General features: G+C 61.8%; 14 protein-coding genes. 1 reads left to right on the top strand and 13 read right to left on the bottom strand.

Going from position 1 to position 14,552, the window contains the following annotated elements:
• Positions 1-58 precede the first annotated feature (58 nt).
• The 8 genes from BW992_RS11375 to BW992_RS11340 form a co-directional block, all read right to left on the bottom strand.
• Positions 59-424, bottom strand: a complete 366-nt coding sequence (locus BW992_RS11375; protein ID WP_072398609.1) for a DUF6124 family protein — start codon at positions 422-424, stop codon at positions 59-61.
• A 770-nt stretch (positions 425-1,194) separates the two neighbouring features.
• Positions 1,195-2,295: a glycine oxidase ThiO gene (thiO, locus tag BW992_RS11370; RefSeq protein ID WP_072431998.1), complete on the bottom strand. Its 1,101-nt coding sequence runs from the start codon at positions 2,293-2,295 to the stop codon at positions 1,195-1,197.
• Between the two features lie 53 nt (positions 2,296-2,348).
• Positions 2,349-2,750, bottom strand: a complete 402-nt coding sequence (locus BW992_RS11365; RefSeq protein ID WP_072398607.1) for a type IV pilin protein — start codon at positions 2,748-2,750, stop codon at positions 2,349-2,351.
• A 9-nt stretch (positions 2,751-2,759) separates the two neighbouring features.
• The gene (locus tag BW992_RS11360) at positions 2,760-5,864 is read right to left on the bottom strand and encodes a pilus assembly protein (protein WP_076406240.1); all 3,105 of its coding nucleotides are present in this window, start codon (positions 5,862-5,864) and stop codon (positions 2,760-2,762) included.
• Complete coding sequence (locus BW992_RS11355) at positions 5,851-6,330, bottom strand: pilus assembly PilX family protein (protein ID WP_072398605.1); 480 nt, start codon at positions 6,328-6,330, stop codon at positions 5,851-5,853. Before BW992_RS11355 ends, BW992_RS11360 begins: the two co-directional genes overlap by 14 nt.
• Positions 6,331-6,341: 11 nt before the next feature.
• Positions 6,342-7,055 carry a PilW family protein gene (locus BW992_RS11350; protein WP_072398604.1) on the bottom strand — a complete coding sequence of 238 codons (714 nt, stop codon included), beginning with the start codon at positions 7,053-7,055 and terminating at the stop codon, positions 6,342-6,344.
• Complete coding sequence (pilV, locus tag BW992_RS11345; protein ID WP_072398603.1) at positions 7,052-7,510, bottom strand: type IV pilus modification protein PilV; 459 nt, start codon at positions 7,508-7,510, stop codon at positions 7,052-7,054. Before pilV ends, BW992_RS11350 begins: the two co-directional genes overlap by 4 nt.
• Complete coding sequence (locus tag BW992_RS11340) at positions 7,507-7,980, bottom strand: GspH/FimT family pseudopilin (protein ID WP_072398602.1); 474 nt, start codon at positions 7,978-7,980, stop codon at positions 7,507-7,509. The genes pilV and BW992_RS11340 overlap by 4 nt, the downstream gene beginning before the upstream one ends.
• Before the next feature lie 155 nt (positions 7,981-8,135).
• On the opposite strand from BW992_RS11340, the gene BW992_RS11335 reads away from it, so the two are divergent.
• Positions 8,136-8,651 (top strand): GspH/FimT family pseudopilin, encoded by a 516-nt coding sequence (locus BW992_RS11335; protein WP_072398601.1) that lies wholly within the window; start codon positions 8,136-8,138, stop codon positions 8,649-8,651.
• Here BW992_RS11335 and ispH read toward each other — a convergent pair.
• The 5 genes from ispH to ribF all read right to left on the bottom strand — a co-directional run bounded on the left by ispH (position 8,628) and on the right by ribF (position 14,450).
• Positions 8,628-9,575 carry a 4-hydroxy-3-methylbut-2-enyl diphosphate reductase gene (gene ispH / locus BW992_RS11330; RefSeq protein ID WP_072398600.1) on the bottom strand — a complete coding sequence of 316 codons (948 nt, stop codon included), beginning with the start codon at positions 9,573-9,575 and terminating at the stop codon, positions 8,628-8,630. The genes BW992_RS11335 and ispH overlap by 24 nt on opposite strands.
• Before the next feature lie 144 nt (positions 9,576-9,719).
• Positions 9,720-10,157, bottom strand: a complete 438-nt coding sequence (gene fkpB / locus BW992_RS11325; protein WP_072398599.1) for an FKBP-type peptidyl-prolyl cis-trans isomerase — start codon at positions 10,155-10,157, stop codon at positions 9,720-9,722.
• The gene (gene lspA / locus BW992_RS11320) at positions 10,150-10,674 is read right to left on the bottom strand and encodes a signal peptidase II (RefSeq protein WP_072398598.1); all 525 of its coding nucleotides are present in this window, start codon (positions 10,672-10,674) and stop codon (positions 10,150-10,152) included. Before lspA ends, fkpB begins: the two co-directional genes overlap by 8 nt.
• A complete protein-coding gene (gene ileS / locus BW992_RS11315) occupies positions 10,667-13,498 on the bottom strand; it encodes an isoleucine--tRNA ligase (protein ID WP_072398597.1) in 2,832 nt (943 codons plus the stop codon). Before ileS ends, lspA begins: the two co-directional genes overlap by 8 nt.
• 13 nt (positions 13,499-13,511) lie before the next feature.
• Positions 13,512-14,450, bottom strand: coding sequence for a bifunctional riboflavin kinase/FAD synthetase (gene ribF, locus BW992_RS11310; protein ID WP_072398596.1), 939 nt, complete (start codon positions 14,448-14,450; stop codon positions 13,512-13,514).
• Positions 14,451-14,552 lie beyond the last annotated feature (102 nt).

Raw genomic sequence — 14,552 nt, 5'->3', positions numbered from 1 at the left:
ATCCCCTCGCCACAGATCTTGTGTTGCCTTGCAGCTCCACTGAGCTGCAACATCTCCTCTAATCCACTGCCACCGGCACCCGCTCATCCAACACTCGATTAGCCAGCAATTCGCTCAGCTCGATCAGTTGCTGCACACCCAGGGCAACATGCCGGCGCGAACCATCAAGCTCGAAAGCCAGGTCGCTTAGCGTTGCGTTGGCGGATGCCAGGGTTTCGCTCAGGTTGGCGAGGAGACATTCGGCGTCTACGCCCTCCACGACGGTGAACAATTGGTTTGAGGCTGGCTTCTTTTTGACTTCAGGTGCAGGGGTCAGGTAATAGTCGAGGGCGCGCTTGGCGGCTTCATCGAGCTTTTCTGGATTAAGGCTGGAACAGGGAGAAGCGTTGTTGGTTTCTGAACGTGATTGAGATTTGTCACTCATTGCGGTACTCCAACAAGAAAATGGATTACCAAGTTTTAGACAGACCGCGACGCCCGGACGCTGAATTGGCAGCGACCGAAAAAGGTTAGCGATAAGCCTTCCCACCCGGCAACCGCCAAAGCTCGTCGGAAAAATCAGCTTCAGCTTGGACGTTGTCCGACCATTCCCACAAATCTCGAACAGCTGTCAGCTGGTTCACAACAACTCTGCGGCGGCCGGTTATTTCTCAGCCAACGTCAATCCTCGTGGGAGCGAGCCTGCTCCGGGCGGCGATCCGACGATAGCGGTCTGTCATTCAGCATTTGCATCGACTGATCCACCGCCATCGCGAGCAGGGCTCGCTCCCACAATGGGTCTGTGTACGCTTTCGAGAGCCGTGTCGAGCTATAAGCGGCGCCGCGGCTTTTGATCTTCCGCCCCTTCGGCAGGCTGAGCGCAGGCGTTCATCAGGGGGATGGCGCGCAGCGCCGTTCGACGCAGTCGAACCCATCGAGTGGAGGTCAAGCGCAGCGGACCGGAGCCGATGCCCCCCTGATGAATGCCGGAGCGAAGGAACCCCGAGCCTTGGCGAGGGGCCGTACGCTGGGGCGGAGCGTTCTTTGCCTACTTTCTTTGGCGTTTGAAAGAAAGTAGGTCGCCGTAAGGGCGAAACCATAGGTGGCCGTTACCGCAGCAATGGATATGTACTCGGTCAAAAAACTGACCAACTGCAAGGACGCCATCGCGAACAGGCTCGCTGCCACATTGGATCGGAGTACAACCGCAAGCCCCTACATCCGCCCCGCCGGCGCATACGGCGCAGGATCAATCACCGGCTCACGCCCCAGCATCACATCCGCCAGCAACTGACACGATGCTGGCGCCAATACCAACCCGTTGCGGTAATGCCCACAGTTCAACCACAAGCCGGCAACCCCCGGGACTTCACCGATATAGGGAATCCCCTCCGGCGACCCAGGCCGCAGCCCGGCCCAGTGGCCGACCACTTCGGCATCTGCCAGCCCCGGAATCAATTGCTCTGCCGAAGCCTTGAGGCTCTGCAACGCGACATCGGTGGGAGTCTTGTCGAAACCTGCATGCTCCAGCGTACTGCCCACCAGGATATGCCCGTCGCGACGTGGGATTGCATAACGGCCCCTGGCCAGAACCATGCTGGACAGGAAGTCCGATGCACATTTGTACAGAATCATCTGGCCCTTGACCGGCTCGACGGGCAACTTCAATCCCAGCGTCTGCAACAACTCACCGCTCCAGGCACCGGCGGCCAGCACCACTTGGTCGCCACGCACTTGCCCCGCCGAGCAGTCCACCCCGACGACACGCCCGCCGTCACGAATGAAGCCGCTGACTTCGCACTGTTCATGCAGGGTGACGTTGGGCAACGCCAGCAAGGCGGCCTTGAGGGATTTAACCAGCCGTGGATTGCGCACATTGGCTACGTCAGCCATATGGATCGCCCGGGAGAAACCCGCCCCCAGTACCGGAACCGCATCATGGACGGCGCAGATGTCCACAGCCCGCAACGGACGTCCTTGCCGCCCGGCCCAGGCCAACGCTTCGTCCTGATCGTCCAGGTCCAGCCAATACAGGCCAGTGACATGCACCTGGGGGTCGATTCCGGTAGTCGCGAACAAGCGTTGCCCCAGCTGTGGATAAAAATCCTGCGACCAATGCGCCAGCGCCGTAACCGCCGGGCTGTAGCGCCAGGGGTACAGCGGCGACACGATACCGCCACCAGCCCAGGACGACTCCTGGCCGACACTGGAACGGTCCAGCAGGACCACGCGCTGGCCTTCCGAAGCCAGATTGAACGCCGTCAGCAGGCCAATGACTCCGCCGCCGACAACCACCACTTGTTGTTGCCTGATCATGTTCCGATTCGACTCATAAGACAGGAGCGCCGCAGAGCGCCCGGATAAAAAACTCAGCGGCCCCAGCAATCCTTGGCGGTCAACCCGGCAGCGGCGTTGAGCATGCCCCTGGCGCCCGTGTTGTTGATCGTGAAATCACCGCACTTGTCCGTGGCCATGGACGAACCGCTTTTGCGTACGGCGGTCAGGGTGAAGCTCTGGTCCGCCAATGTCTGGGTGATGGTGTAGAAATCATTGCCACTGCTCAGCCCGGTGGCATTGGTGTACACATTGTTCTTCGAATAGTAGCGTTCGAGGATCTGCGCCTGTTCCGACAGCAGGCCGGCGATTTCGGCGCGACGGCCTTTTTTCATGTACTCGGTCAGGCTCGGATAACCGACGGTGATCACGATACCGATGATGGCGATCACGATCATGATTTCGATCAAGGTGAAACCCCGGTTGGCTCTGCGCATGTCTATCCCTCATTGTATTTGCCGCCACATGATGCGGCGGCTGCCGCCAACGGCTTTCCCCAGCAGGTCGGTGATACCGCCGCCGGAGTCGTTCACGACCATGTTGGTGGCGCCGTTGGCACTGACGACGGCACTCAAGGTCGGGATACCACCGGTGAAGACCACCCCGGCGGAAATCGTGTCGAGGCTGTTGAGCATGCCGTCACCGTTGGTGTCGAGCACCGCATAGTTGAGCATCTTACCGTTGAAAGCATCCACTTCGATCAATTTGCCAGTACCGAAGCTGGCACAGGGGTCGGTGGTGTCCACTGCGGCGGTGGTGAACACAACGCGTCCGAGTACCAGGTTGGCCGGATTGATCACTCGCTCCCCCGTCAACGCATTGTTGTACACCAAGGGCAGGTACCAGCCCTTGCGCACCGGGTAAGCCACGTTGGTCTGGCTGGTGGTCACGAATTGCCCCCCTGTGCTGCCTGAAAAAACCCCGGTGATCGATTGGGCCTGCAGGTTCGACACGGTGACCTGCCCGGTGCCTCCGGGAGCGTCCCAGATCGAGTAGAAGCCCTGCAGGTCCTTGTTGAGCTTGTCCACTGCCTCGTTGAACTTGCCGGTACCGAAAAAGACCTGGACGCCGCCTTGGGGGTTGTCCGCCAGCAAGGGTTGAACCGTGATCGGCTGGGTCGCGCCACCCGGTGCGGTGAACAACGGCTGGCCGGCGAACGCCAGGCCCCAGGTGGTCGGGGAGGTGCCGCTGAGGTCGAACTTCCACATGCGCCCTTTCAGGTCGCCGCCGTAGGCGGCCTGAACCACATTCTGGGAGTTGACCCGGAGTTTGACCGAAGACAGGCCGTTATCGGTCTCGCTGCTGTTGATGACGATCTTCCTGATCAACGAGCCGTCGCGAATATCCACCACATACAGCGCGGCCACGCCGGAATGGCTGCCGTAGCCATTGGAGATGAACGCGGCCCAGCGACCATCCGCCAATCGGGCGACCTCCGGGCGCGCGTAGGCATAGCCCAGGTCGTTGAAGACGTTGGCCGTATTGGCGACGGCCGGTGCGCTGATTTCCCACAACGCCCGGATCGTGTTGCCGGCCGTCGCGTCGAACAGTTGCACGGCGAAGAACGCCTTGCCCCCGGCCCCCGTCCCTCCCACGGCGATGGTCTTCCAGGCACTGCCCAGTTGCGTATCGAATACCCCGATCTGCCCGTCCACCAGGAATTTGTGGCTGACACCGTTGACGTAGCCGGTATTGGCGATCAATTGCAGGGACGGCAATACGCTCGAAGGCATATAGGCGTAGCGCCGAGTCCCGTTGGTGCTGTTGATGACACTGAAGAAGCCGTCGTTGGCATTCACCGCCAGGCTGGCGTTCATGTTCGTCGCCTTGGTTGTCAGGTAATTGCTGTAGCTGGTGTCGTTCAGCAGGTCTGCGGCGGTCTGGTCATTGGGCGATGCCAGCACCAGGGGCGAATTGATGATGTCCCCCAGCAACGCGCTGCGCACCTTCAGGCCGGTCTTGTTGACCCCCTTGCTCCACTCCACCAGGTCGTTGCCGGTGATGCCCGTGGGCAGGTTCTGGCTGAGACTGGTCTGCTGGGCCGGTGAGAAGTTGCCATAGGCCAGGGTCACCGGCGTGTTGGTCGCACTGTTCCAGGACTGATAGACCGGGGCGGTGGCGCCGGGCACGATGGCGGTATCGGTGGTCCATTGCACCGCTGCCGTGTTGACGGTACCTGCCGAAGTGAAGCCGAACGCCCGGATGGTGCCGCGCCAGTCCTTGGGGTCGTAGGTGGTCTGGTAGAAACTGGAAGTGCTGGACAACGTGGCGCTGTTGGCGGCGCCGCCCCCTCCCGAGCCGGCCTTTGAAGTGATATCGCTCAGGGCCGATGACAGGGCCGAGCTCAGGCCCTCGCTATCGGACGCCGGGTAATACCGGCCCGCGCCATAACGGGCCGCGTCGGACAGCATCTGGTTATTGACGGCAAAACCGACGGTATAGGTGTTGAGGTACTGCCGGGGAAAGTCCGTCGAGTTCCAGCTCTTGCCGGTGGCGTCGGTACCGGTGGCACGCATGTCGATATCGAAGGCGAACTTGGCGATGTCGTCCAGGTAGAGCGTGTCGCCCTCGGCGTCGCCACTGGGATTGTCGCCATCGTTGGTGCCGATGCCATCCCAGTTCGGCAAGCGTGAGCCGCCTAGGGGATCGTTGGTGGGAAACGTCCGGTCATAGGTGGGCAAGCCGTCGGTGATCACCACACCGAAGTTTTTCTGGCAGCGGTACTGGATCGGGCTGGTATAGGTACTGGGCGTGCCGTTGTAATACGGCGCCATGCCCCTGAAGTAACGGGTGACCTCGTAATAACTCTCGGCCAACGGCGTATTCGCGACGGCTCCCAGGGCATTGATGGCGGTGACCAGGGCACTGTAGTTGGCATTGGCCTGGGTCTGGGTGACGCTGCCACTGACGGGTGACAGGTCGCTGATGGCCCGGGCGATGTAACCGCCCGGACCTGAGTTGCCGCTGTTGGGAGGATTGAACGTGGCAAGGCCGATGCGCAAGGCCCGGTTGCCGGCGACCAGATCATTGGAAACGTCGCGCGCCACGTTTATCCGATAGTCGGTGGGAATCGAGCCTGTGGTGAAGTCCCGGCTCGAACCGTTGGCCAGGGTCACGAGATAGGCCAGGTATCTGGCGGTATAGCGGGTATTGCCACCGCCTACCGGATCCGGGAGCCGGAGACAGACCCGGCCGATGGTGGAACGATAGAAGCCGTACCAACCGGAGGAGCAGCCACCGCGCAACAGGCTCACTAGCAGGATGTTCGAATCGTCCAGGTCCAGCTCGTACCTGTCATTGCAACTGCTGCTGGAGTTGCATGCAAACGTGCGCGGTTGCGCCGCCGTTGGATCGAACCCCGACGCCCAGATGATGTTGTTCATACTTCCCGAATCGTCGATCAGCAGCATCACGTTCGGCGTAACCGCAGCCGCACTCAACAGCGGCGACTCCGAGGGCGTGAACGCATAGGCCGGCGCCGCCAGGTAAAGGCTGAGCAGCGCCCCCCCTATCAACTGCATCCAGCCCCGGAGCGCCTCAATATTTCGCATAGATGCTCTCCACCACGCTGCGCTGGTTATTTCCCGCCACGGCCACCGCCGTGATCCGGTACAGCGTCGCCGACGTGTTGCTCGGTACGTTGACCGCCGTGAGGGTGGTGCCGATGTTCTGTACACCGTAGAACCCACCAGCGGCGGCGACCCAGGTCACTCCCGACGAGGAGTTGCGCCCGGCTGCCGTGAGCGTCGCCGACTCGGCCGGAGGCGCGCATTGGGTGGCAGTGGTACAGACCGCAAGCGAATACGTCTCGGCCTGTACCGCGCTCTCCCCCATCCTCAACGCCGCCTCGGCCGTCTGGAATGACTGATTGCGCAGCATGACGCTGTTGGTCATTTTTTCCTGAAGCGTGGCGCTCTGCATCGACGACAAGCCGATCAGCGTGAGCAGCAGCAGGAAAACCAGGCTGACCAGCAGGGCCATGCCACGCTGACGGTGCCCATTGGATCTCGGATTCATTCTCGCCGCCCTCACAAAAGCCGATTGCGCAAAGCGGCAACCACGTTGAAGGTCTGGTCGCGCACGTTGTTCTTCGGGTCGTACAGCGTCAGGGTCAGGCGCACGCTGCGGATCAGGGCCGGATCCGCCGGGTTGCCGGTGTAGCTCGATGCCGCGATGTCGGTCGAACTGCCCGCGACGCCGAAGGTCACGTTGAACGCCCGCACGTTGTCCACCAGCACCGCCAGGGTCGGGTTGCCGGCGCCCGTGCCCATCAACAACTGGTTATTGCTGAAGCTGTAGACCAGCCGGCGTATGGGAAAGGCCAGTTGCCCGGCCGCAGGCGCCCGGGCTCCGGTGTAGGCGGTCGCGCTGGTGCGGCAATCGGAAACGACCGTCCAGGTCGGCACCCCTGCGTTGCTGCCCACATCCGCCGTGACCAGGGTCATCCTGAGATTGGCGTTGTCCCAACGGATCGGCGTGACCTGGCTGGCGTTGAAATCCCCCGCGGACGAGGCGTCGGTAATGCTTCCCAGGCAGCCGAACATGCCGACCATGCGCAGCTCCTGGAGCATCTTGCTCAGGGCGAACCGTGCATCTTCCTGCATGACTGCTGCTGCGTTCTGGCTGACATAGGTGTTTTTCGCGGCAATGAAAATCTGCACCACACCCAGCACGATGATCAGGCTGAGCACCAGCGCGATCATCAGTTCGATCAGGCCGAAGCCCCGGCAACGGTTGTTCATGGCGTCGCCACCGGGTCGACGGCGACGCGGCTGGTCAGCACGAAGCTGCGCCGTGCCTCGGCAGCGTTGCTGGTGTTGGCGGCCCGGGCATCGTCCCAGGAAATGGTGATGGTGTAGACCCGCTGGTTCAGGGCGATGGTGCCGGTGGCCGTGGCGCCGCCGAAACTGGTGATATTGGTCTTGAAGTCGTAGAGATCCTGGTCCCGGGCGACGTTGAGATTGGGCGAAGTGGGTGGGGTGACGGTGTAGTCGGCGCCGGCGTTGGCGCGGATACGATCCAGCATGTCGTAGGCGATGAAACTGGCCTGGCTGGTCATGCGCGAGCTGTCGGTGTATTTGAGTGCGTTGAGCTGGATCATCGCCGCGCCCAGCAAGCCTATGCCGAGGATCAGCATCGCCACCAACACCTCGATCAGCGTCATGCCCTCCTGTGTCCTTTTACTGCAACCCTTCATCCGCAACTTCCACCCAATACGATTCGTCCATTGAGGCAAACACTCAGCGTCCTGCTCTGCGCCCCTCGTACGTAATTGAAACTCACCGGCGTGGTCGGTGCCGCCAAGCCGCCCAGGTTGTTGAAATCGATGCCGGTCACTTCTGAGGTTAGCGTCAGAGTCGCGCCGCTGCTCATCGCTGGAACAACCCGCAATACATTGGCCGGCGTGCCAGTACTGTCATACACCGCCAGCTCGCCGCTCCAGACGCTGCCCTGCACCGTGGGGCGGATACGTATCGTGGTGCCACGGTCGATCGCGGTCATGCGGGCAAAGTTCAGCGCCCGACGCAGATCGCCGATCTCGGTATCGGCCTTGGTGCCCTGCATCGAGCCAGTGAAGGCAGGCACCGCCAGGGTGATCAGGATCAGCAGCACACCGAGGGCCACCAGCACCTCCACCAGCGTGAAACCTTTTGTACGAAGATCCATCGATGCCCTCCGTTGCCGTCGGCTATACCTGCTTGTACACGCTAGAACAAACCACCGCCTGTGCCCAATACCGACCTGTGGCGAGGGGTTTTATCCCCTCGCCACAATGGGCCATTGATCTTGAATCCGCTTCCATTCTCCAGGGAGGAGATGTCATGCACCAACAGGGCTTCAGCCTCATTGAACTGCTCATGGGACTGGCGATTGCGGCAATTGTTCTACCGTGGGCCAGCGCCAGCTACACAGCCCTGGTCGAAGCCACCGAACGCAAGGACGCCGCGCAACTGCTGGCCAGCGGTTTGCGTAACGCCCGCAGCGAAGCCATCACGCGCAGCCGGACCGTCGTGATCAGAGGAATAGACGACGATTGGGGCCGAGGCTGGCGGATCACGCTGGACGACAAGGCGAAGACATTGGTGATGGAGCGCAGCGGCCGCGCGCGAGTGGTCGGCAACTGGCCGGTGAAGCGTTCGGTGAGGTTTGGCAGCCAAGGGCAAGCGTTACTGCCCAGCGACGCCTTCCAAGCCGGTACATTGCATGTCTGCGGCAAACGCGAGCCGATCAGCCACCATCAGGTGGTGCTGGCGCGCACCGGACGCATCAGCCTGCGCAGCGAGAAAACTGAACAGGCATTGTGCGAAAAAGACTCAAAGCAGGGAGCGAACGCGTAGTTCCTTGGGCATCGAGAAAGTAATGTTCTCTTCACGACCGGCCAGCTCATCGGCACCGGTGGCGCCCCAGGCCTGCAATTGCTGGATCACGCCACGCACCAGGACTTCGGGAGCCGAAGCGCCGGCGGTGATGCCAATGCGCTCGATGCCATCGAACCAGCTGTGTTGCATGTCCTCGGCACCGTCGATCAGATAGGCCGGCGTTCCCATGCGTTCGGCCAGCTCACGCAAGCGGTTGGAGTTGGAACTGTTCGGGCTGCCAACCACCAGCACCACATCGCATTCGTCGGCCAGTTGCTTGACCGCGTCCTGACGGTTCTGGGTGGCGTAGCAGATGTCGTCCTTGCGTGGCCCACCGATGGCCGGGAAGCGGGAGCGCAGGGCGTCGATCACACGACTGGTATCGTCCATGGACAGGGTGGTCTGGGTGACAAAGGCGAGCTTTTCCGGGTTGCGCACCTGCAAGGCCGCCACGTCGTCCTCATCCTCCACCAGGTAGATCGCGCCACCATTGCTGGCATCGTATTGTCCCATGGTGCCTTCGACTTCCGGATGTCCTTCATGGCCGATCAGGATGCATTCACGACCGTCGCGGCTGTAGCGCGCCACTTCGATGTGCACCTTGGTCACCAGGGGACAGGTGGCATCGAATACTTTCAGGCCGCGACCGGCGGCTTCAGTACGCACCGCCTGGGAAACCCCATGGGCGCTGAAAATCACGATGACGTCGTCCGGCACCTGGTCCAGCTCTTCGACGAAAATGGCACCGCGGCTGCGCAGGTCCTCGACGACGAATTTGTTGTGGACCACTTCATGGCGCACATAGATCGGCGGCCCGAAGACCTCCAGGGCGCGGTTGACGATTTCGATCGCCCGGTCCACGCCGGCGCAGAAGCCACGGGGATTGGCGAGTTTGATTTGCATGCTGTGCCTCGTGTCTTGCGCGCAAGGAATTGAATGCTTGCCTGTTAATCGAGCGAAAGGCCCGAAAACAAGGAGACCCCATGTGGGAGCGAGCAAGCTCGCTCCCACAGAGAATCAGTGGCAGCAGGAACTGCCTGTTAAATCCTAAACCGCCTTGACGTCGATGATTTCCACTTCGAAATTCAAGGTCTTGCCCGCCAGCGGGTGATTGAAATCAACCGTCACCTGGGTGTCGTCGAAGGCCTTCACCACGCCCGGCAGTTCAGTATTGGCCGCGTCGTTGAAGATCACCAGCAACCCCTCCGACAGTTCCATGTCCTGGAACTGGGAGCGTGGCATGGTCTGCACGTTTTGCGGGTTGGGCTGACCAAAGGCATTCTCTGGCGTCACCACCACCGTGCGCTTGTCGCCGGCCTTGAAACCGAAGATCGCAGCTTCGAAGCCTGGCAGCAGGTTGCCGTCGCCGACCTTGAACACGGCAGGGGCCTTGTCGAAGGTGCTGTCAACGGTGTCGCCGTTTTCCAGATGCAGGGCGAAGTGAAGCTTCACTTCTGTATTTTGAGCGATACGCTGCTCAGTCATGGACGGCTTCTCCGGTTTTCTTGCTCTTGAACATGTCCAGGGCGAGCATCACCGCGCCCACGGTAATGGCGCTGTCGGCAAAATTGAACGCCGGGAAGTACCAACGGTTCTGCCAGTGCACCAGGATGAAATCGATCACATGGCCCAAGGCAATGCGGTCATACAGATTGCCCAGCGCGCCACCGAGCACCAGCGCCAGCGCCACGGCCAGCCAGGTTTCGTCGCGGCCCAGGCGCTTGAGCCAGACCACCAGCACGCCGCTGACCACGATGGCGATCAGCGCGAAGAGCCAGCGCTGCCAGCCCGAGCTGTCGGCCAGGAAGCTGAACGCCGCGCCGGTGTTATAGGCCAGGGTCCAGCTGAAGTAGTCGGGGATGACCACGATCTGCTGGTACATGGTCAACGAGCTTTCGAAGTGGAACTTGCTGACCTGGTCGATGACCAGTACCAGCACGCTCAACCAGAGCCAGCCCAGCCGTCCGAAACGACCCGCTGCGTTAGGCGCCACATCAGGCATAGTGGCGAACCTCGCCGGTGCCGCTGATGTTGTCGACACAACGCCCGCAGATCTCCGGATGCTCCGGGTTCACGCCAACGTCTTCGCGGCAGTGCCAGCAACGGGCGCACTTGACGAAGCTCGACTTGACCACCTTGAGCTTCAGGCCAGCCACTTCAGTGACCACCGCATCGGCCGGCGCCTGCACCAATGGAGCGACACTGGCGGTGGAGGTGATCAGCACGAAGCGCAGCTCGTTGCCCAGCTTCGCCAGGTCGGCGCCCAGGGCTTGCTCGGCGTAGAGGGTGACTTCGGCCTGCAGGTTGCCACCGACGGCCTTGGCCGCACGCTGGATCTCCATTTCCTTGTTCACCGCCGCCTTGACCGCCATGACGCGGTCCCAGTAGGCACGGTCCAGCTCGAAGCCTTGCGGCAGCTCGGTCAGGCCCTCGTACCAGGTATTGAGCATCACCGATTCGTTGCGCTCGCCCGGCAGGTACTGCCACAGCTCGTCGGCGGTGAATGCCAGGATCGGCGCGATCCAGCGCACCAGCGCCTCGCTGATGTGGAAAAGCGCGGTCTGGCACGAACGACGTGCCTTGCTGTTGGCGCCGGTGGTGTACTGGCGATCCTTGATGATGTCGAGATAGAAACCGCCCAGCTCCTGCACGCAGAAGTTGTGGATCTTGGAGTAGACGTTCCAGAAACGGTATTCGCCGTAATGCTCCTGCAGCTCGCGTTGCAGCAACAGGGTACGGTCCACGGCCCAACGGTCCAGGGCAAGCATGTCCTCGGCCGGCAACAGGTCGGTGGCCGGGTTGAAACCGGTCAGGTTCGACAGCAGGAAGCGCGCGGTGTTACGGATGCGCCGGTAGGCGTCCGCGCTGCGCTGCAGAATCTGCTCGGAAACGGCCATCTCGCCGGAATAATCGGTGGAGGCCACCCACAGGCGCATGATGTCGGCGCCCAGGGTATCGTTGACCTTCTGCGGCGCGATCACGTTGCCCAGGGACTTGGACATCTTGCGCCCGGCCTCGTCCACGGTGAAACCATGGGTCAGCAGCTCGCGGTACGGTGCGTGGTTATCGATGGCGCAGCCGGTCAGCAGCGAGGAGTGGAACCAGCCGCGATGCTGGTCGGAACCTTCCAGGTACAGGTCGGCACGCGGGCCGTTTTCATGGCCCACCGGGTGCGAACCGCGCAGCACGTGCCAATGAGTGGTGCCGGAGTCGAACCACACGTCCAGGGTATCGCTGATCTTGTCGTACAGCGGCGCCTCGTCGCCCAGCAGTTCGGCGGCGTCCAGCTTGAACCAGGCTTCGATGCCTTCGACTTCGACGCGCTTGGCAACCTCTTCCATCAGCTCGACGGTGCGCGGGTGCAGCTCACCGCTTTCCTTGTTCAGGAAAAACGGGATCGGCACGCCCCAGTTGCGCTGGCGGGAGATGCACCAGTCCGGCCGGTTGGCGATCATCGAGTGCAGGCGCGCCTGGCCCCAGGCCGGTACGAACTTGGTCTCTTCGATGGCCTTGAGCGAACGCTGGCGCAGGGTATCGCCACTGACGGGCTGCTTGTCCATGCCGATGAACCACTGCGCGGTGGCACGGTAGATCAACGGTGTCTTGTGCCGCCAGCAGTGCATGTAGCTGTGTTCGATGACGGTGGTGTGCAGCAGAGAGCCGACTTCGGTCAACTTGTCGATGATGGCCGGGTTGGCCTTGAAGATGAACTGGCCGCCAAAGAACTCCAGGGACGGCACATAGACACCGTTGCTCTGCACCGGGTTGAGGATGTCGTCGTTGACCATGCCGTATTTCTTGCAGGTCACGAAGTCGTCGACGCCATAGGCTGGCGCGGAGTGAACGACGCCGGTGCCAGCGCCCAGTTCCACGTAGTCGGCCAGGTATACCGGCGACAGGCGGTCATAGAACGGATGGCGGAAGTTGATCAGTTCCAGTGACGAGCCTGGCGCGGTGGCGATCACCGAGCCTTCGAGGCTGTAGCGGGCCAGGCAGGACTCGACCAGCTCTTCGGCCAGAACCAGCAGCCGGTCGCCGACGTCCACCAAGGCATAGTTGAATTCCGGATGGACGTTCAGCGCCTGGTTGGCCGGGATGGTCCACGGGGTGGTGGTCCAGATCACGATGGCGGCCGGCTTGGCCAGCTTGCCCAGGCCGAATGCGGCGGCGAGCTTGTCTTCATCGGCGATCGGGAAGGCTACGTCGATGGTCGACGATTTCTTGTTTTCGTACTCGACTTCCGCCTCGGCCAGGGCCGAACCGCAATCGAAGCACCAGTTCACGGGCTTGAGGCCCTTGAACACGAAACCACCCTCGACGATTTTCGCCAGGGCACGGATTTCACCGGCTTCGTTCTTGAAGTCCATGGTCTTGTACGGATTGGCGAAGTCGCCCAGCACGCCGAGGCGGATGAATTCGGACTTCTGCCCCTCGATCTGCTCGGTGGCGTAGGCACGGCACAGTTCGCGGGTCTTGTCCGCGCCCAGGTTCTTGCCGTGGGTCACTTCCACCTTGTGCTCGATCGGCAGGCCGTGGCAATCCCAGCCCGGGACATAAGGTGCGTCAAAACCCGACAGGGTCTTGGAACGGACGATCATGTCCTTGAGGATCTTGTTCAGCGCGTGACCGATATGAATGGTGCCGTTGGCGTACGGAGGACCGTCGTGCAGGACGAACTTCGGGCGGTCCTTGCCAATCTCGCGCAACTTTCCGTACAGGCCAATGCTGTCCCAACGCTGCAGAATCTGTGGTTCGCGCTGAGGCAGGCCGGCCTTCATAGGGAAGGCGGTGTCCGGAAGGTTTAGCGTGGCTTTATAGTCGGTCATTTAAGGCTCTTCATTAGCGATTGGCGCTGGTTGCGACAAGGGCACGGGCGGCGGCGATATCGGCATGGATCGCCGCCTTGAGCGCCTCCAGAGAGGCAAAACGCTGCTCTTCACGCAGCTTATGGTGGAAAACCACCGTCAAACGCCGGTCATACAGATCGCCGGCAAAATCCAGAACATGTACTTCGAGATGGGCCTTGCCATCTCCCTGGACCGTGGGTCGTACGCCAATGTTGGCGACGCCGGGCCAGGCCTTGCCGTCGATCTCGATACTCACCAGGAACACCCCGGTCAGCGGTACGCGACGACGCTTGAGCTGCACGTTGGCCGTTGGCGTGCCCAACTGGCGCGCCAGCTTCTGCCCATGCAGGATCCGCCCGGCAATCCGGTATGGCCGGCCGAGCAGGCGCTCGGCCAGTTCGAAGTCGGCGGCCGCCAGGGCATTGCGGACCTGAGTACTGCTGACACGCAGGCCATCCATCTCGACGGTCTGCGCTGCTTCGACAGTAAAACCATGGACGGCGCCAGCCCGCTGCAGGTAATCGAAATCCCCTGCCCGGTCACAACCGAAACGGAAATCGTCGCCCACTTCCAGATGCTTCACATCCAGGCCATCCACCAGGATGGTCTCGACGAACTCGGCTGCGCTGAGCTGGCTCAAGCGTTGGTTGAACGCCAGGCAAAGGACCCGGTCGACGCCTTCGGCCGCCAGCAGCTGCAGTTTGTCTCGCAGCCTGGCCAGGCGGGCCGGGGCGGTGTCCGGGGCGAAAAACTCCCGGGGCTGAGGCTCGAAGATCACCACGCAACTGGGCACGCCCAGCTCCAGCGCACGCTCGCGCAGCCGCGCCAGGATAGCCTGGTGGCCACGGTGAACACCGTCGAAGTTGCCAATGGTGGCGACACAGCCCCGATGCCGGGGACGCAGGTTGTGAAGGCCTCGAACCAGCTGCATAACGCGCTTCTTGCTCATAAAGTGGCCGATTATAACCACACCCGGCGGTCAACGACAGGCAGCACCGTAACCCAAAGTGATCGAACCGACAAAACCGCTGCC

Origin of the sequence: Pseudomonas sp. 7SR1 (genome assembly GCF_900156465.1) — a bacterium.
In the GTDB taxonomy this organism is placed as follows: domain Bacteria; phylum Pseudomonadota; class Gammaproteobacteria; order Pseudomonadales; family Pseudomonadaceae; genus Aquipseudomonas.
The sequence above is the reverse complement of the archived record's forward strand: the minus strand, read 5'-3'. Positions and strand labels throughout refer to the sequence as shown.